Annotated in this window: 13 protein-coding genes; 2 read left to right on the top strand and 11 right to left on the bottom strand. The window is 72.1% G+C overall.

Annotated features, from left to right (window positions below; translation table 11 throughout):
- Positions 1–120 precede the first annotated feature (120 nt).
- On the bottom strand, positions 121–960 hold the full coding sequence (locus tag HRF36_RS00905) for an aldo/keto reductase (RefSeq protein WP_173204885.1): 840 nt from the start codon (positions 958–960) through the stop codon (positions 121–123).
- 332 nt (positions 961–1,292) lie between these two features.
- Between HRF36_RS00905 and HRF36_RS00900 the strand changes: the two genes are divergently transcribed.
- Positions 1,293–1,571, top strand: a complete 279-nt coding sequence (locus HRF36_RS00900) for a hypothetical protein (protein WP_173204883.1) — start codon at positions 1,293–1,295, stop codon at positions 1,569–1,571.
- A gap of 153 nt (positions 1,572–1,724) precedes the next feature.
- On the opposite strand, the gene HRF36_RS00895 is transcribed toward HRF36_RS00900, so the two are convergent.
- The 5 genes from HRF36_RS00895 to HRF36_RS16170 form a co-directional block, all read right to left on the bottom strand.
- Positions 1,725–2,417 (bottom strand): endonuclease/exonuclease/phosphatase family protein, encoded by a 693-nt coding sequence (locus HRF36_RS00895; RefSeq protein ID WP_371739945.1) that lies wholly within the window; start codon positions 2,415–2,417, stop codon positions 1,725–1,727.
- Between the two features lie 111 nt (positions 2,418–2,528).
- Complete coding sequence (locus HRF36_RS00890; protein ID WP_173204877.1) at positions 2,529–4,223, bottom strand: Ig-like domain-containing protein; 1,695 nt, start codon at positions 4,221–4,223, stop codon at positions 2,529–2,531.
- A gap of 440 nt (positions 4,224–4,663) precedes the next feature.
- On the bottom strand, positions 4,664–7,849 hold the full coding sequence (locus tag HRF36_RS00885) for a S8 family serine peptidase (RefSeq protein ID WP_173204874.1): 3,186 nt from the start codon (positions 7,847–7,849) through the stop codon (positions 4,664–4,666).
- Between the two features lie 229 nt (positions 7,850–8,078).
- Positions 8,079–9,377: an alpha/beta hydrolase-fold protein gene (locus HRF36_RS00880; protein ID WP_173204871.1), complete on the bottom strand. Its 1,299-nt coding sequence runs from the start codon at positions 9,375–9,377 to the stop codon at positions 8,079–8,081.
- A gap of 109 nt (positions 9,378–9,486) precedes the next feature.
- Complete coding sequence (locus tag HRF36_RS16170) at positions 9,487–10,608, bottom strand: helix-turn-helix transcriptional regulator (RefSeq protein WP_173204868.1); 1,122 nt, start codon at positions 10,606–10,608, stop codon at positions 9,487–9,489.
- A 70-nt stretch (positions 10,609–10,678) separates the two neighbouring features.
- On the opposite strand from HRF36_RS16170, the gene HRF36_RS00870 reads away from it, so the two are divergent.
- The gene (locus HRF36_RS00870) at positions 10,679–12,082 is read left to right on the top strand and encodes a mannosyltransferase family protein (protein ID WP_173204866.1); all 1,404 of its coding nucleotides are present in this window, start codon (positions 10,679–10,681) and stop codon (positions 12,080–12,082) included.
- Positions 12,083–12,185: 103 nt separating this feature from the next.
- Here the strand turns inward: HRF36_RS00870 and HRF36_RS00865 are convergent, their stop codons facing one another.
- The 5 genes from HRF36_RS00865 to HRF36_RS00845 form a co-directional block, all read right to left on the bottom strand.
- Positions 12,186–13,199 carry an LLM class flavin-dependent oxidoreductase gene (locus HRF36_RS00865; RefSeq protein ID WP_173204863.1) on the bottom strand — a complete coding sequence of 338 codons (1,014 nt, stop codon included), beginning with the start codon at positions 13,197–13,199 and terminating at the stop codon, positions 12,186–12,188.
- A gap of 129 nt (positions 13,200–13,328) precedes the next feature.
- Entirely contained in the window at positions 13,329–14,858 is a 1,530-nt protein-coding gene (gene araA, locus HRF36_RS00860; protein ID WP_173204860.1) for an L-arabinose isomerase, read from the bottom strand.
- Entirely contained in the window at positions 14,855–15,568 is a 714-nt protein-coding gene (locus tag HRF36_RS00855) for an L-ribulose-5-phosphate 4-epimerase (RefSeq protein ID WP_123518631.1), read from the bottom strand. Before HRF36_RS00855 ends, araA begins: the two co-directional genes overlap by 4 nt.
- Positions 15,565–17,382 (bottom strand): ribulokinase, encoded by a 1,818-nt coding sequence (gene araB, locus HRF36_RS00850; protein WP_173204857.1) that lies wholly within the window; start codon positions 17,380–17,382, stop codon positions 15,565–15,567. The genes HRF36_RS00855 and araB overlap by 4 nt, the downstream gene beginning before the upstream one ends.
- Before the next feature lie 92 nt (positions 17,383–17,474).
- Positions 17,475–18,464 carry a LacI family DNA-binding transcriptional regulator gene (locus tag HRF36_RS00845; RefSeq protein WP_173204854.1) on the bottom strand — a complete coding sequence of 330 codons (990 nt, stop codon included), beginning with the start codon at positions 18,462–18,464 and terminating at the stop codon, positions 17,475–17,477.
- Positions 18,465–18,536: the final 72 nt, after the last annotated feature.

Here is an 18,536-nt window from a genome sequence, read left to right as displayed (position 1 = left end):
CTAGGCGCTCGTCGGTGGCCCCGACGTGCCGAGGCCGGGCCCGCGCGTCGTGGCGACGTGCGGGCCCGGCCTCGGCGCCTCGATGTCGCACCGCGGCGCGACACCCTGCCGATCAGGAGATCAGCTGGGGATGTAGTTGAACTCGTCGGGGTTCGGGCCGGTGCGCTCGTCCTTGTTCAGGGCGGTGATCGCGGCCACGTCGGCCTCGGTCAGCTCGAAGTCGAACAGGTCGAAGTTCTCTTCGACGCGCGAGCGGGTGACCGACTTCGGGAAGACGATGTCACCGCGCTGGATGTGCCAGCGCAGCGTCACCTGGGCGGTCGACTTGCCGACGCGCTCGGCGATCTCGGTGATGGTCTCGTCCTTCAGCACGCCGCCCTGGGCGATGGGCGACCAGGCCTCGGTGTGGATGCCCTTCGAGACGCCGAACTCGCGCAGTGCGTCCTGCGTCAGGTACGGGTGCACCTCGATCTGGTTGACGACCGGCACGACCGAGCCCTCGTCGAGGATGCGCTCGAGGTGCGGCTGCTGGAAGTTCGAGACGCCGATCGACTTCGCACGACCGCTGGCGTAGATCTCTTCCAGGGCCTTCCAGGTCTCGACGTAGTCGACGTCGATACCGGGCAGCGGCCAGTGGATGAGGAAGAGGTCGACGTAGTCCTGCTTGAGGGCGTCGAGCGTGCCGTCGAAGGCCTTCAGCGCGTCGTCACGCTTGTGGAAGCCGTTGTTGAGCTTCGAGGTGACGAAGATGTCGCTGCGGTCGATGCCGCTCTCGGCGATCGCCTCGCCGACGCCCGCCTCGTTGCCGTACATCTCGGCGGTGTCGATGTGGCGGTACCCGACCTCGAAGGCCGTCAGGGTGGCGTCCTTGGTCTCGGCCGGGTCGACCTGGTAGACGCCGAACCCGAGCTGGGGGATCTGGATTCCGTTGTTCAGGGTGATGGTGGGGATCGTGGTCATGTGTAGAGCCAACCACCCGACCCCGTCGCGTCTTCCAAGAAAGCACTGGTGCGCGTACCCCGGGCGTGTTACAGTCATAAGTCGCTTGGGCCTCTCTACTCACAGAGTCCCCGTGCGGTGACGACCGAGTCCACACCGGTTCACCGCCCGAAAAGCCACGCAAGACGACCTCGCCGGATGCGCACGACGACCACCGATCGTCGTTGCCCTACTTCTCCGGCCGCCGTCACCGCGGGCCCGACCACCGCCGTCAGGCGGACCACGACCGCCCACCCGGCGGGTCGTCCCACGAATTCTGTCCCCGCACAGAGCACTCATCGAAATCGAGCATCATGAACGACATCATCACCATCACCGGCACGGTCACGACCGCGCCCACCCTGACCACCGCCCGCCTCGTCGAGTTCGTCGTCGTCGACGACCGCGGCACCGAGTTCGCCGTCCGCGCCTGGCGCGACGACGTCACCGCTGCCGTGCGCGTCGGCGCCTCCGTCGTCGTCGACGGTGCCGCCGGCTGGGTCATCCCCGGTCGCAGCTGGCGCCACGAGCCCAGCCGCACCATCGTGCAGGCCTCGTCGGTCGAGACGCGCGAGCTCGCCCTCGCCGCCTGACCCCGACGAGCGCCCGAAGGCGCGACGACCTCCAGGAGGCGCGGTGTGGCTGTCGGCCGCACCGCGCCTCCTGCGGTTCCCGGCATCATGACGACGGGCCCGGCCACCGAGCGGTGACCGGGCCCGTCCGGCACGTTCCGGGGCCTCGCGGGCTCAGAGCCCCCGGGCGCGGACCAGGATCGGCCGGTGGTCGCTGACCCCGGCCGGGAGCGTCACGACGTCCTCGATCTTGAGGTCGTAGCTCGTCGCGAAGTCGAAGTGGCCCTTGACGTACTTGTAGCCGAGGTAGGTCGGCGTCGAGCTGCGGGTGAGCACGAAGCCGTCTCGTTCGATGTGCTTACGGAGCCCCCCGTGGAACCACGGGTAGTTGAAGTCGCCCACCATCAACATGGGCACACCCGGAGCCAGTGCACGCATCAGGCGATGGGCCGACTCGACCTGCTTCTTGCGCAGGCCGTTCGTGGCCGTGAGGGGCGCGGCGTGGAACGAACCGATCAGCACGTCGCGTCCGCTCTGCCGGTCGGCCAGGTGCATGGCCAGCAGACGCTCGTGCGCCGGCGACATCACGCGGTCGTGCATGGACTTCTTCAGCGCGTAGACGTTGGTGCCCAGCAGCTCGAATCGTGACCGGCGGTAGTAGGCCGCGAGCCCGAGACGGTTGTTGTGGGTCGAGGCGGCGAGGGCGAAGTCGCCGAACTCGTCGGGGATGTCCTTCGTGTCGGCCTCTTGCAGGCAGAGCACGTCGGCTTCGTTGTCCTCGGCGAGCGCCCGGATCTCGCCCTTGGCCGTGTGCTCGCGCAGGTTGTAGCTGACGACGCGCATCGTGTGTCCGTTGTGTTCTTCCACGAGTAGCGAACCTAGTCCACGTCTGTTTCAGGAATGTGCAGGTTGGACGAACGGGGGGTGCCGGGGCGGCGGACAGGACGTCCGCCGCACCCGGCACCCCGTGTCGAACGGCTACTCGCCGCGGTGCGTGGCGTCGGCGCCACCGGTGACGGCCGCGCGGGCCGCCCGGCGACGGGTGCCGACGACGAGCGCGGCACCCAGCAGGGTGAGCAGCGCGGCCAGCGTCATCGGACCGGCCAACTCGGCTCCGGTGAAGGCGAGACCGGTGGAGGCGGCGGTGGCTCGGGGCGTCGACACGGCCGGGGCCGTGGGACCCGCCGCGGGAACGGCGGCGGCCGGAGTCGTCGGCGAGGACGACGGTGTCGCGGGCGTGACCGCTGCGGGAGCGACGCGGGCGAACCAGGCGTCGGAGGCCGTCACGGCCTGACCCGACTCGATGCCGCGCGCCGTCACGGTGCCGACGTCGTGGTGGTCGGCGTCACCGGCCGCGACGCCGGTGAGAGCGGCGGTGCAGTCGAACGAGGCTCCGACCGCGAAGGGGCCGGCCCAGCTGACACCGGTGGCGGGTCCGCCCAGCGTGCTGAAATCACAGCTCAACCCGGTGACCGTGCCGTTGGCGAGGACCGCGTCCGAGACCGTGACGTCGGCGAGCGGGTCGGCACCCGTGTTGGTCACGCGGTAGGCCAGCGAGGCGGTTCCGTCCGCGAGGACGACGGCCGTGTCGGCGGTGTCGGCGGCGTGGCCTGCGGCATCGCCCTTGGTGATGGTGACGGCAGGGACGGGAACGTCACCGCGGCCCTCACCGCCGGCGGAGGCCTGGGTCTTGGACGAGCTGACCGACCCGGTCGTGGCGACGCCGCCGACGACGGTCGAGACGGTCGCCAGGTTGGTGAAGGTCTGCGCGGGTGTCGCGGTCCCGGTGGGTGCCGGGAGGCTCACGGCGATGCTGACGCGATCTTGGACGTTGACGACCTGGGGGCCCCAGGTCACGGTGAAGCCGGCGGGCGAGCAGGTGAACGACGTGGGCTTCACGGCGACCGGTGCGGCGGAGCTGCCGTCGGCCTTGAGACGGATCGAGTCGAAGACCAGGGTGTCGCAGTCGTAGGTCCAGGCCTGCCCGGCGGGGACGGCGTCCGTGGTCGTGGCCGACTCGAACGCGCCCAGCGGGGTGAGCACGTGCCAGGTGAGGAAGCGAGCCGCCGTGGCGCGTCCCTGGTCGGCGGCGGCGTAGGTGCCGTACTTGGTGGGCTGGTCCTGGCCACGCGGCACCCCGGTCGGGGTGACCACGGTCGTGAATTCGCGGCCGTCGTTCGTGGTCGACGTGAAGGGCGTGGGGACGCCGGAGGGCGTGGTGCTCCCTTCGAAGTCCGACGTGACGAAGGCCTCTCCGCTGACGTTGAGGTGGTCCTCGGCGTAGTCGGTCATCGTGAACGTGACCACGGAGGGTCGGGTCCCGACGACGGTGGCGTCGGCCACGACCGCGCCGGTGGCGGGGTCACGCAGTGCGAAGCCGGTCGGCAGGTTCTTCAGGTGCTCGCTGAGGGACAGCGTGAAGGTGTCACCGGCCGTGGTCTCGTCCGGGACCTGCCACGCGATCCTCGTGGTGAGCTGGGTGCCTTGTTTCGGCGTGGTCGGGGTGACCGTCACGTTCGTGATGGCACCGTCGATCTCGGCGGCCCGGGCGGGGGCCGCGGCACCCGTCAGGACGGCCGTTCCGGCCAGCGCGAGAGTGGTGAGCAGCGCGGCGGTCAGGCGCAGAGCCCTCCGCCCGCGACGGGGAGACCCCGCGAGGGTGTGCGAGTGCATGGTGGTGCCTTTTTCGGGTAGGTCGGACGCGCGCCTCGACCTGCTCGCCCGGCGCCGTATTCGGGTACGGCGCCGGGATCGGGTGAACGGGGATCGTCACGTCTCGGGTGACACCCAAAATAGGGCCGGGGTCCTGACAGTGTCCACCATTCGGGGGACAGATCACCCGGAGGAGGAACGGGCGACCTCGTCGGTCCCCCCGGGCCACCCGCTTCGGGGCACACCGGCGCCGACGCGACGACCCGGCCCGACGGCAACTCCTGGCCCCTGCCCCGTCACGGACCGCGCCACCCCACCACCGCGCGCGCCCCGCAGCAGCGACCCGGAGTTGCCGACGGGACGGGCGGGACGGCAGGAGGCGGCGGCCGCCTTCCGGGGAAGGTGGCCGCCGCCAGGTGGGTCAGGCCCTCAGGCCGTGCCCGCTCCCCGCGCTACCCGCACTACCCGCGCCAGGGGAACCAGCTGTGGAACAAGTCGCCGAGGGCGTTCCAGATCCACTGCAGGATGCCGCCGAGGTTCCAGCCGCCGGGGTGGCCGGGCTGTCCCGGACCGGGGTCCGGCTCGGTGGGGGTGGGCGTCTCGGGCTCCGCACCCGAGGCGACCGTCAGGTAGGTGACCTGCCCGGTGTCGCCGTAGACGACCCGACCGAGGAAGGTCTGCTCGTAGGGCAGGCCGGTCCAGGACGCCGTCAGGGTCGTGGTCTCGCCCAGTCCGGCCGTGAGGGTGGCCGGGTCGACCGTGAGGCCGCCGACGGCCGCCGCCGGGTCGAGCAGGTACGAGGTCAGCGTGTAGTCGAGCTGCCCGGCACCGCTGTAGAAGTCGACCAGCAGCACGTACTCACCTGCAGCGGGGGCGTCGAGGTCGATCTGCTCGTCCGCCGAACCCGTCGCCGAGGAGGCGGCGAGCTGGTCCGGCGCGCCGTCGGCCCCGGCCGTGTAGAGCAGCAGGTCGAGGTCGGCCGTGTCGTCGGCACTGTCGAGGGCGAAGCGCGCGTGGGTGGTGCCCTCGGCGATCGTGACCGGTGTCTCGGCGGCGTCGGCGCCCGCCGTGCCCGAACCGGTCGTGACCTGTCCGGCGGCGAGGCCCTCGGTGGCGAGCGGCAACTCGAGAGCGTCGCCGGCCGTGACGTCGAAGGCCGCCTCGCCCGTGGCGCCCTCACCGGCCACCTCGGCCGGTGCCTGCAGCTGTACGGGCCGCACGGCGAGCGGGCTGCGCACGTCGTGGGTCCCGTCGGTCCAGGTGAGGTAGCCGGTGGCGAACTGGTCCAGTGCGGCCGTCGTCCGGGTGAAGGTGACCGTGTAGTCCTGTTCCTCCCCCGCGGCGCCGAAGGTCAGCGTCGAGGGTTCGACCGACGCCGTGACGCCGGCCATCTCGATCGGAGCCACCGTGTAGGTGCCCGCCCCGGTCGAGGTGACGGTCCGGGTGACCTGGGCGGTGCCGGCCAGCGAGCCGACGCTGATCGACGGCAGGTTGAGCGACGAGTCGGTCCCTTCGACCGTGTCGATCGAGTCGACGTAGGCCTGCCAGTCGGCCGGGCCGTTCTCGTAGAGCAGTCCGGGTTCGAGGAACGCGGTCGGGTCGACGTGGCCGGCGCCCTGGGCGAAGACGTCCTGGCTCGGAGCGCCGTCCTCACCGACGAGGTCGTAGGCCGTGGTCATCATGGCCGACTTGACCTCGTCGGGGGTCCAGTCCGGGTGGACGCTCGACGAGAGGTAGAGCGCGGCCAGGCCGGCGATGTGCGGGGACGACATCGACGTGCCCGAGAGGAACTCGTACGTGCCGGGCTCGCCCTTCGCGTTGGCTCCGTCGGCGAGGATCGCCACACCGGGAGCCGAGATGTCGGGCTTCAGCAGGTTGCCGCCGTCGGCCGTCACCGGGCCACGCGAGGAGAAGCCCGCGATCTGGGGGGTGGCGGGCTCGGGCAGTGCACCCGGGTTGCCGTCGAGCAACGTGACGGTCGCACCCTCGGTGTCGGCGTACGCGTGGATCGCGGCGTAGTCGTCGGCGTTCAGGTGGACGGTGGGCACGGCGTGCTCGTCGAGGTCGACCGAGCTGCTCGACGGGTTGACGAGGACCATGCCGATGCCGCCGGCACGCTCGACCTCGGCCGATTTGGCCGTGCGGTCGTAGACGCCGCGGTCACAGAGCACGATCGTGCCGGCGGCCTTGGCGGGGTCGAGGGTGTCGGGTGCGCAGAGCGTCACGTCGGTGGCGTCGGCGCCGGCGGCCGCGACCGCGGTCGACGAGACGAAGTCGCCCGAGAGGCCGTCCTCGCCCGTCGGCACGGTGATGGAGCCGCCGAGGTAGTTCGTGCCGTCGGCGGTCTGCACCGTGGCGCTGTAGCTGGGGACGGTCGACGCCGCGACCGTGGTGATCCACGGTGCCGCGTTGTCGGCGGTCGTCGCGGTCGGGCCGTCGTTTCCGGCCGAGGCCGCCACGAAGACGCCGGCCGAGGCCGCGCCGAGGAACGCCTGGTCGGTGGCCGAGAAGGTGCTCGTCGCCCCGCCCCCGCCGATGGAGTAGTTGATGACGTCGACGCCGTCGGTGACCGCGGCCTCGATGGCGGCGATCAGGTCGAGCGTGGCGCACCCGTCGTCGTCGGTGCTCACCCGGTCGGGGCCGTCCCAGCAGACCTTGTAGGCCGCGATCTTGGCGGCGGGGGCGACGCCCGAGACGGTGCCGAACGAGCGGTCGCCGATGGTGGCCTCGACGTCGGCGTTGCCCGCCGCGGTCGACGCCGTGTGCGAGCCGTGTCCGTTGCCGTCACGGGGCGAGAGGTACTCGCCCTGGTCCTCGGTGCCGATGTTGCCGACGCCGAAGCCGTCGACGAAGTAGCGTGCGCCGATCAGCTTGGTGTTGCAGTCGCCCGCGTCGAACTGCACGCCGGTCTGGCAGACGCCGGTGAAGGTGCCGCCGTCGCCCTTGGCGAAGACGGTCCGGTCGCCGTCGAGGTGCGGCTCGCTGTCGCTCGCCGACCCCAGCGGGTCGCCGGCGAACGAGGCGTTGCCGGCGGCGATGCCCGAGTCGATGATGCCGACGACGACTCCGTCGCCGGCTTTCTCACGCCCACCGACGGCATCCCAGACGCCGCCGTTTCCGGCGGCGTCGCCGAGGCCGAGGAACTCCGTCGAGGGCGTCGCCTGCAGCTTGAGCAGCTCGTTCTTCGAGACGGCGGCGACCGAGGGGTCGCTCGCGAGCTTCGCGGCCTGGGCCGCCGTGAGGTCCGCCGCGAAGGCGTTGGTCGTGACGGCGTAGCTCGCCTCGACGGTCGCGCCGGCCGCCGCGGCGACGTCCTGCTGCACGCCCCGCAGGTGCTCGGCGTAGTCCTGCACGGGGGCGCTCCGTGCGTCCAGGTCGCTGCCCTCGGGCACGGCGGTGCGGGCGAGGCCCGGCTGGCCGCCCTCGTAGGTCGCGGCCGCCGGCTCGCGCAGCGTGACGATGTACTTGCCGTCAGCGAACTGGCTGTCACCCACGACGGCCGGGCCGTCCGCCGCGAACGAGGCGGTGGCCGGTGCCACGACGAGGCCCGCGGCGACGACGCCGGTGGCCAGCAGGGTGGCGAAGCCGCCACGGAGGCGGGTGCGGGGTGGGGCGGTCGGCCTGCGTCGGCCGGTTGGTGTGATCACGGATCGCCTTTCGATGCACGCCGTGCGGAGCGTGCTGTCGGGGGGTGCGCCGCAGCCCCAGGCCGCGGTCGATCCATAAGAACTACCTGTGAATGCGAGTGACCCTCTAGTGGGGGTCATGGCCGAAAGCGGCCAGTGACCGGCATCGGCCAAAGAGTTCACACGAGGAGGCGCGGGTGGGGCACCGAGGACGTCCCCCCTTCGGCGGACGGTCCCCCGCGAAGCCTCCCTACGGCCCCGTCAGCCCGAGTCGCGCCGCGAGCCAGTCGGTCCCCGCCGCGAGCCCCCGGGACGCCGTCGACCAGTCATGGCCGCTGCCGGGTACGACCTCGCGGGTCACCTCCATGCCTGCGGCGCGGGCGGCCGCCGACACGATCGGCATCACGGGCCCGTAACGCGAATCCGTCCCGCCGACCGCGAAGAAACCCGCACTGCCGACGTAGGGCGCCTTACCGGCCAGCACGGCGAGCGGCTGGGCGGCCTCGTAGGCCGCCCGGTCGCCGCCGAAACCGTGCTCCACGGTCGTCCGGGCCCCACCGTCGAGCCGGGGACCGACCTGCCCCGAGACGTCGACGAACGAGGAGAAGAGCTCGGGACGGCCCGCCGCCAGTTGCAGGGAGCAGGTACCACCCTGCGAGAAGCCCGAGATCGCCCACGCCCGGCCGGGGGCCTGCACCGAGAGATGGCTCGTGATCCAGCGCGGCACGTCGACCGTCAGGTAGGTCGCGCTGTGGCCGAGCGGCCCGTCGACGCACATCGGGTTGTTCGTCGGTCGCTCGAGCTGGTCCGGCATGACGACGACCGGGGCGAGGCCGTGGTGCGCCCGGGCGAGGGCGTCGAGCGTCTGGACCATCCGCCCGGCGTCGACCAGGTTCTCGGGTGCCGCGCCGGGGCCCTGCCCCGACAGGACGATGTCGACGGGCAGGGGAGGCGGGTCGGCCACGAGGGCGGCGGGCGGCAGGTAGACCAGCGCGTCGAAGCCTGATGTCGTGCCCGGGATGGCGACGCTGCCGAGCCGCCCCGCCGACGGCAGGGCGGCCGGCGCCCGCCAGGTGCGACCGAGGTCGGGCAGGGCGGCGGTCGCGGTCCGTCCGGCCCGGACGGCGGCCGTCTCTGCGGCCGGCACGGCGAGCGCCGGGACGTCCGAGATGCCCATCAACGAGCCCACGGTCGGGAAGAGCCCACCGTCGCGGTCGATCGCGAGCCCCGTGGCGAGAACCATCACGACGACGGTCGAGGTGGCGAGCACGCGTCGTCGGGCGCCTCCGCGGACCAGCGCGACCACGGCCGCACCGAGGACGACGAGCAGAGCGCCGGCCCAGAGACGGTCGACCCAGGTGGGCGAGACGTCGAGCACGTCCTCGACGTCTCCGAGCCACCAGGTGACGAGCGCGCCGAGTCCGGCGCCCAGGGCGGCGGCCCCGACGACCCGGCGCCACCAGGTCCGAACACGACGCGGTCGACGCAGCATCAGGACCACGAGCACCCCGGCGACCGTGTACACGGCGGCGAGGGTGCCGGCGGACACCAGGGAGAGCCTCAGCACGACGACTCGAGACGGAGCGGGCGGGTCACGTCGGGGACGCTATCGCGGTGACTCGATGGGCGGGCCGTGAGCCGCCTGGACGTCGACCGAGTCAGACCCAGCCGCGACGGGCGGCCTCGACGCCGGCGTGGAAGCGGTTGCTCGCGCCGAGCTCGTCGAAGAGCGCATGCAGTCGTCGCCGGAGGGTGCGGGACGAGATGCCGAGTTGACCCGCGATCACGTCGTCGGTCGCGCCGGCGGCCACGAGGGCCAGCAGGTCGCGTTCGGCGGGGGTGGGAGGGCGCGTGGCGAGTCGCGCCTCCTGCTCGCGGGAGGGCACGGCGCCCCCGGGCACCGGTGCCGAGCCGGACGGCGACGCGGCCGCCAGCCGAGCGGCCACCGAGGCCCAGTCCACCGCGGCGCGGCCTGCACCGGGCGTCCCGGGCACGGGCGAGGCGCCGCGCCACCGGGCCTCGAAGAGGTCGTAGAGCGCCGCGACGAGCGGTTCGGACTCGGTGACGAGGGCCTCGGGCCGCTCGGGGTCGTGGCCGATCGAGACGAGGGCGACACGGCGGTCGGCTACGGCCAACTTGACGGGCAGGTCGTGCGTGATGCGAGCCTCCTCTCCGTCGGCTCCGAGGCGGTGCACGCCCTGCCAGCTGCCGTCGGCCGAGATGCTCGCGACCGTGTAGACGGCCCGCCAGCGCACCCCGCGCCCGAGGGCGACCCGCTGGGTGGACTCGTTCGACGCGACCACGTAGGGCGGGCGGTCGAAGGCCACGAAGTCGGTGGTCGCACGATGCTCGAGCCGGGAGTACCAGTCGCCCACGGCCGCGTGGCCGACGACGACCCGGGTCAGCTGATCGGCGTCGTGGGGGCGCCGCCCCTCGTCGAACAACTCGCCCAGCTCGGGCACGGCCGCCCGCACCTCGACGAGCTCGTCGGCACGCGCGGCCACCACCGCTGGGACGGCCACGCGAGGATCCACGGCGCCGTAGCCCTCGCCGCCCGCCGTCCGTTGGACGAGACCGAGCGAACGGAGGCGCTCCAGGGCGGCCAGGGCCGTCGCCTCGTCGAGGTGCACGGCCCGGGCCACGGCCGCCGCGGTCGGCCCGGCCGCCGCCCGGCCCCCGTCCTCGGCACCGGCCTCGGCGCCGGCCCCGGCGACGACGTGACGGTAGACCGCGACCGCCACGTCGTCGATCCCGAGGGCGGCGAAGGACGGAAGGGGCACGGGTCGATCTTGCCCCGTCCCAGCCGACTCTTGGTAGCGTCGTCCAGATGACCGGACACGGGGCGGGGTGGTGAGCCGCGAGACGATCGCGTCGCCGTCGGCGACGAGGCTGCGCCGACCCGCTTTCTCGATCGACCTCGCCGGTCGGTTGTCGGGCAGCTGGCGCAGTGTGCTGGTCGTCTACCTCGCGTCCCGGCTGTTCTCGACCAGCGTCCTCTTCGCCGTGTACGAGATCGCCAAACTGGCCGGTGCGACCTTCATCACGCCCGGCAGCGACCGCAGCTTCCTCGACTTCACCTCGTCGTGGGACGCCGACCGGTACCGCACGATCGCACTGCACGGCTACCCGTCGACCCTTCCGACCGACGCGACCGGCGAGGTGCTGCCGAACGAGTGGGCGTTCCTGCCGGTCTTCCCGTATCTCTGTCACCTGGTGATGGTGGCGACGGGCATGGACTTCACCGTCGCCGCTCCCCTGCTCGCCACCGTGTTCGGTGCGGCCGCGGCGATCGTCCTCTACCGCCTGCTCGTGACGAAGGTCGGCCACACCGGAGCCGTCTGGGCGGTGCTGCTGTTCTGCTTCGGGCCGATGGCCTTCGTCATGTCGGTCGGCTACGCCGAGAGCCTCTTCCTGCTGCTGATGTTCGGCGGCCTGCTCGCCATGCAGCGCCGCAACTACCCGCTCGTGGCGGCGGCGGGCATCGTCGCGTCGTTCGTCCGTCCCGGGGCGCTCGCCCTGGCGTTGGCGCTCGGCATCCACCTGATCGTGCGCTGGCACACCGAGCGCGAGCGGCCCGAGGCACGCCCGACCGCCGCGGCGTCGGCCGTCGCGGGGTCGCGCTCGACCGAGGGCGACGGGACGCGACGCATCACCGGAATCGGCACCGCGCCTCCGGCACTGGTCCTCGCCGCCCGCACGTCCGCCCGGCGGGCCCGGGCCGGGCTGCGCGAGTTCGTCGTCGGCGGACGGCTGCCGAGGCGTGAGCTGACCACGATCGTCGTGGCGGGACTCGCGATGGCCGCGGCCGGACTGGCCTGGCCGGTCGTCGCCCACGTCGTCACCGGCCAGTCGGACGCCTACCTCGAGACCGAGATGGCCTGGTGGGTCGACTACGTCGGCCGTCCCGTCTTCGTGCCGCTGACCCCGTGGTTCTTGCTGGCCGGACGCTGGCTCGGCATCGGTGGCATCGTGCTCGTGCTGGCCATCATCGCGTCGTTCACGTTCTGGATGACCCGACGGTCGACCCTCCGGCTCGGGCACGAGGTCGTCGCGTTCGTCGCCGGCTTCTTCGCCTACCTCGTCGCGGTGTTCCTGCCGCAGCAGAGCCTGTTCCGCCTGCTCATGCCGCTCAGCCCGCTGCTCGGGTCGCCGGCCATCTCGTCGCGTCCGTGGCTGCGCCGGGCGATGCTGCTCGGCGGCGCGGCCCTGCAGCCGGTCGCCGTCGTGCTCGTCTTCATCTTCACCGCGCCGTAGCCACGGGCTGCTCTGACGAAGACACCGCCGAGCGGACAGGACACCGTCGCATTTCTCGATGTCTCGTCCACTCGGCGGTGTCCGGCAGGCGGGGCGCAGCGGGCTATGCGGCGGCGGGAGCCAGCTGCATCGCGTCCGCGAGCAGCGCGACGGAACGGAGGCGCGCCTCCGTCGACGAGGCCGAGTGCGCGACCATGAGCTCGTCGGCCTGAGCGGTGCGGGCGAACTGCTCCATGTACTCGCGGGCGTCACCGGGCGTGCCGACGGCGGTGTAGGTCGTCATGGTCTGGACGTGCTGACCGACCGGCGTGCGCAGCAGGTGGTCGAGCTCGTCGTCGCCGAACTCGCGCGTCGGGTCGATCTGGCCGCTCTGGCGCAGCAGCATCATGAGGCGCTGACGCTTGACCGCGGCGAACTGGGTGTCCGCGTCGTCGGCGTCGTCCGCGACGATCGCGTTGACGGCGGCGAGCACGTAGGGCTCGCTGAGCTGGGCCGAGGGCTGGAACTCGCGACGGTAGGCCGACACGGCGTCGATCAGGTCGCCGGGCGCGAAGTGCGAGGCGAAGGCGTAGGGCAGACCGAGGGCGGCCGCTAGCTTCGCGCCGAAGAGCGACGACCCCAGGATGTACAGCGGCACGTTCGTGCCGGCACCGGGGACGGCCTGGACGCCGGCGACACGGGACTCCCCCGCGAGGAAGGCCTGCAGTTCGACGACGTCCTGCGGGAACCGCTCGGACGACGCCGGGTCACGGCGCATGGCGCGGAACGTGGCCTGGTCGCTGCCCGGGGCGCGGCCGAGGCCGAGGTCGATGCGGCCCGGGTGCAGCGTCTCGAGCGTGCCGAACTGCTCGGCGATGGCGAGCGGTGAGTGGTTGGGCAGCATCACCCCGCCCGAGCCGAGGCGGATGGTCGAGGTCTGGCTGGCGATGTGGGCGATCAGCACCGACGTCGCGCTCGACGCGATGGAGGCCATGTTGTGGTGCTCGGCGTACCAGACCCGCCGGTACCCGCTCGCCTCGGCCTGCTGTGCCAGGGCCACGGAGGCCGCGAAGCTCTCGCGCACGGTCTGTCCGGGTGCGACGGGGGCGAGGTCGAGGATCGAGAGGGGAATGCTCATGCGGGGGTGAACAACGACGGGCGTCGCCGTATGCCCGGGGACGCAGACGAGTGGTCCCGGACCGTCCCCCGAGGCGGAGGACGGTCCGGGACCACTCGATGAGCGAGCCGCGCGTGCGGCGCTCGAGGCCTAGAGGCCGCGGGCGAGGCGGTGGTACGCGGCGTTCCAGGCGACCTCGTGGCGGAAGTCACGGATGCGGGTGTCCTCGTCGATCACGAGCAGCTCGGTCTCGACGATGCGCGCGAGGTCCTCGAAGGCCTCGAGTCCGACCGCGGTCGACATCACGGTGTGGTGCGCGGCGCCCGCGGTCAGCCAGGCCTCGGCCGACACGGCGAACGACGGCCGGGGCTTCCACACCGCACGCCCCACGGGCAGGTTCGGCAGGTCTTCGTCGGGGTCGACCACGTCGACCACGTTGACCGTCAGGCGGAACCGGTCGCGCACGTCGCTCATGGCGACGACGACGGCCGGGCCGGGGTCGGCCGAGAAGACCAGTCGCACCGGGTCGTCCTTGCCGCCGATGCCGAGCGCGTGCACCTCGAGCGAGGCGCGTCCCGACGTCAGCGCCGGGCTGACCTCGAGCATGTGGGCACCGAGGATCTTCTCCTCGCCGGGCACGAGGTGGTAGGTGTAGTCCTCCATCAAGGAGGCGCCACCGGGCAGCCCGGCACCCATCACGTTGGCCGCGCGCACCAGCACCGAGGTCTTCCAGTCGCCCTCGGCGCCGAAGCCGTAGCCCTCGGCCATCAGCCGCTGCACCGCGAGGCCGGGCAGCTGCTTCAGCGCGCCGAGGTCCTCGAAGTTCGTCGTGAACGCGCTGAAGCCACCCTCCTCGAGGAACGACCGCAGCCCGATCTCGATCGCGGCGCCGTCGCGCAGCGACTGGTGACGCTCGCCACCCGCCCGCAGAGCGGGTACGACGTCGTACTCGGCCTCGTACACGGCGACGAGCTCGTCGATCGCCGACTCGGACGCCGAAGCGACCGCCTCGGCCAGCTCGTTGACGCCCCAGGTGTTGACCTGCACGCCGAAGGCCAGTTCGGCCTCGGTCTTGTCGCCCTCGGTCACGCCGACGAAGCGCATGTTGTCGCCGAAGCGCGCCAGCTTGAGCGAGCGCATCGCCGAGGCGCCCGCCGCGGCACGCATCCAGGTGCCCACCTGCTGCTGCACACGCGGGTCGCTGACGTGGCCGACGACCGTCTTGCGCGGCACGCCGAGGCGGGTCTGCATGTAGCCGAACTCGCGGTCGCCGTGGGCGGCCTGGTTGAGGTTCATGAAGTCGAAGTCGATGTCGGCCCAGGGCAGGGCCACGTTCGCCTGTGTGTGCAGGTGCAGCAGCGGCTTGCGAAGGGCGTCGAGGCCACCGATCCACATCTTGGCCGGGCTGAAGGTGTGCATCCAGGCCGTGACGCCGATGACCGAGTCGTCGAGGTTGGCCTCGAGCATCGTGCGGCGGATCGCGTCGGCGTCGGTCAGCACGGGCTTCCAGACGAGACGCACGGGCACGTCAGAGGCCGCGGCCAGCTCGTCGGCGATGGCACGCGACTGGTCGGCGACCTGCTTCAGCGTCTCCTCGCCGTAGAGGCCCTGGCTGCCGGTGAGGAACCACACCTCTCGTGAGGCGAGGAAGGCGGTCGGGTCGAGGGTGTCGTTCGTCACTTCAGTTCTCCTGCGGGTGCTTGTCCGTAGACGTTCTGGTACCGGTCGAAGAGGGCGTCGATGCTCTCTGCCGGGATGGGGATGGGTTCGCCGAGCTGGCGCGTGACGTGCACGGTCCGGGCGACGTCCTCGGTCATGACGGCGGCCTTGACCGCGTCGCGGGCGTCCTTGCCGATGGTGAAGACGCCGTGGTTCTGCATCAGCACGGCCCGGCTGCGGTGACCCGTGAGTGTCGCGACGATGCCGCGGCCGATCGAGTCGTCGCCGATGATGGCGAACGGCCCGACGGGGATCTCGCCGCCGAACTCGTCGGCCATCGCCGTGATCACGCAGGGGATGGCCTCGCCCCGGGCGGCCCAGGCCGTCGCGTAGGTCGAGTGGGTGTGCACCACTCCCCCGACGTGCGGCATGGTGCGGTACACGTAGGCGTGCGCCGCGGTGTCGCTCGACGGGCTGCGGTCGCTGCCCGGCGTGCCCTCGACCACCGTGCCGTCGAGGCGGCAGAGGATCTGGTTCTCGGCCGTCAGGTCGTCGTAGAGCACGCCGCTCGGCTTGATGACGAAGAGGTCGGTGCCGGGCACACGACCCGAGACGTTGCCACCCGTCCAGACGACGAGCCCGTAGCGGACGAGCTCGGCGTGCAGGGTGGCGACGTCTTCTCGGGTGGCGTCGATGGCCGCCTGCGTCGAGCGGTCGATCCAGCCGGTCATGCGGTCACCTGCGCGTCGGTCGCGGCGGAGGCGGTGGCGTCCTGCTCCACGGCGTCCGTGCCGCGGGCGCTCTCGGCGGGCGCCGAGGAACCCGAGGAGGCGCGGGTCGCGTCGCGACGCATCGCGCGCAGGCGGTGCATCACGTCGTTACCGCCACGGCCGAACCAGTCGTGCAACAAGAGGTACTCGGCGTAGAGGGCGTCGTAGGCGTCGGCGTTCGCCTCGTCGGGCACGTAGGTCGCCCGCTCGACGCTGCCCATGGCCTCGGCCGCCGACCGGATGTCGGGGTAGGCCCCCGCGGCGACGGCGGCGTGGATGGCCGAGCCGAGGGCCGGCCCCTGCTCGCTCGTGATGGTCGAGATCGGCAGGCGCAGCACGTCGCTGTAGGTCTGCATCAGGTGCGCGTTCTTGAGCAGACCGCCGGCGGCGATGAACTCGGTGACCGGCACCCCGGACTCTTCGAAGGCCTGCACGATGCGACGGGTGCCGAAGGCCGTGGCCTCGAGCAGGGCACGGTAGCCCTCTTCGGGCGTGGTGCTGAGCGTCTGGCCGACGATGACGCCACTCAGCTCGTGGTCGACGAGCACCGAGCGGTTGCCGCTGTGCCAGTCGAGGGCCACGAGGCCGTGGGCCCCGACGGGCTGCTCGTAGGCGAGGTCGGTGAGGTGCTGGTGCACGCTCTTGCCGGCCGCCGCGGCGGCGTCGACCGAGGACTGCGGCACCTGGTTCTTCACGTACCAGGCGAAGATGTCGCCGACGCCGGACTGGCCGGCCTCGTAGCCGTAGAGCCCGTCGACGATGCCGCCGTCGACGACGCCGCACATGCCCGGCACCTCGGCGAGCGTGGAGGCGTTCATGACGTGGCAGGTGCTCGTGCCCATGATGGCGACCATCTGGCCGGGCTGCGTGGCCTTGGCGGCCGGCGCCGTCACGTGCGCGTCGACGTTGCCGACGGCCACGGCGATGCCCTCGGGCAGGCCCGTCCAGCCGGCGGCCTCGGCGGTCAGCGTGCCCGCGACATCGCCCAGGGCACCGATCTCGTGGACGACCTTGGTCTCGGCGAAGTCGGCGAAGTCGGGGTTCAGCGCGGCGAGGAACTCACGGCTGGGGTACTGACCGTCCTGGTAGATGCCCTTGTACCCGGCGGTGCAGGCGTTGCGCACGTAGCGACCGCTGAGCTGCCAGACGATCCAGTCGGCGGCCTCGACCCAGTGCTCGGTGGCGGCGTAGACCTCGGGGTCCTCCTCGAGCAGCTGGAGGCCCTTGGCGAACTCCCACTCGCTCGAGATGAGTCCGCCGTAGCGCGGCAACCAGCTCTCGCCGCGGTCGGCGGCCAGCTCGTTGATGCGGTCGGCCTGGCCCTGCGCGGCGTGGTGGCGCCAGAGCTTGACGAACGCGTGCGGGCGGTCGGCGAAGCGGTCGAGCTCGTTCAGCGGGGTGCCGTCGGCGGTGGTGGGCACCATGGTGCAGGCCGTGAAGTCGGTACCGATGCCGATCACGGCGGACGCCTCGACGCCCGACGCCCGCAAGGCCTCGGGCACCGCGTTCTTCAGCACGTCGACGTAGTCGGACGGCACCTGCAGCGCCCAGTCGGCGGGCAGGCGTTCACCCGTGCCGGGCAGCGTGCGGTCGACGACGGCGTGCGGGTACTCGAACGTCGCGCTGGCCAGTTCGGCACCGTCGCGCACGCGGACGACGACGGCCCGGCCGCTGAGCGTGCCGTAGTCGACGCCGACGACGTACGTGTCGGCCGAGGGGTCGGCGGGGCCGGGGGCCGCGGGCGACGAGTCGGAGGGGATGGCGGTCTCAGCCATGGAACGTCCTTGTCCTGATGCGAAAGTGAGCGCTCACATTCTCACATGAGCGAGTAGGACCGTGCAATCTCGCACGGCCGGATCGAGGCCGGTCAGCGCGGGGGCCGCGCCGTGGAGCGCCGGACGACGAGCTCGGGGTCGAGCGCCGCGACCGGCGCGTCGTCGCCCGCGAGCACGGCCTCGACGGTGGTCATGAGACGCCGCCCCAGTGCTTCGAAGTCCTGCCGCACGGTCGTCAACGGCGGCACGAAGTGCTCGGCCTCGGGGATGTCGTCGAAGCCGACGATGCTGACGTCGCGGGGCACGACGCACCCCGCGTCGACGTACGCGTGCACGACGCCGAGCGCCATCTGGTCGTTGCCGCAGAACACGGCCGTCACGTCGTCGCGGGCCACGAGCTCACGACCGATCCGATGACCGGAGCCCGGCGTCCAGTCGCCCCGCAGCAACACCGTCGAGTCGACGCCGAGCCGTTCGCACGCCTCGCGCCAGCCCCGTTCGCGATCGCGACCGTCCATCCACCCGTCCGGCCCGGCGACGTGCGCGATGCGGTGGTGACCCAGGGACACCAGGTGCTCGACGGCGGCCTCGGCCCCGGCCGCCTGGTCGAACGACACGGTGTGGTGCCCGTCCTCGGCCTCGCTGTCGGCGGTGACGAGCGGCACCGACACCCCGGAGCGCCGCAGCACCTCGAGGGCCTCGGCGTCAGGGGCGATGAGCACGATGGCCGCCACGTTCTGGCCGACCAGGGAGTCGAGCGCCTGCCGCATGCCCTGCCGGTCGTCCACGTCGAGCGTGGCCATCGACACCTGGTAGCCCGCACGTCGCGCGGCACCGTTGAAGCCGTGCATGGTGCTCGACGGCCCGTAGAACGGGAAGCCTGTGCTGATCACGCCCAGCGACTTCGTCTTGCGACTGGCCAGCGCCCGGGCGGTGAGGCTCGGCCGGTAGTGGAGCTCGTCGATGGCGAGGTCGACCTTGGCCTTGGTGGCGGGACGGACGGTGGGGTCGCCGTTGACGACTCGTGACACGGTCTGATGCGAGACGCCGGCCGCGGCCGCGACGTCGAAGAGGGTTGCCACGAGGAGATCCTAGTTCGGTTCGGTTTTCGGGACGGCGGTGTCCTGCGCGGCCGGCCCGCGCCTCCTGCGGTC

Origin of the sequence: Frigoribacterium sp. VKM Ac-2836 (genome assembly GCF_013248995.1) — a bacterium.
Lineage (GTDB): Bacteria > Actinomycetota > Actinomycetes > Actinomycetales > Microbacteriaceae > Frigoribacterium.
The sequence above is the reverse complement of the archived record's forward strand: the minus strand, read 5'-3'. Positions and strand labels throughout refer to the sequence as shown.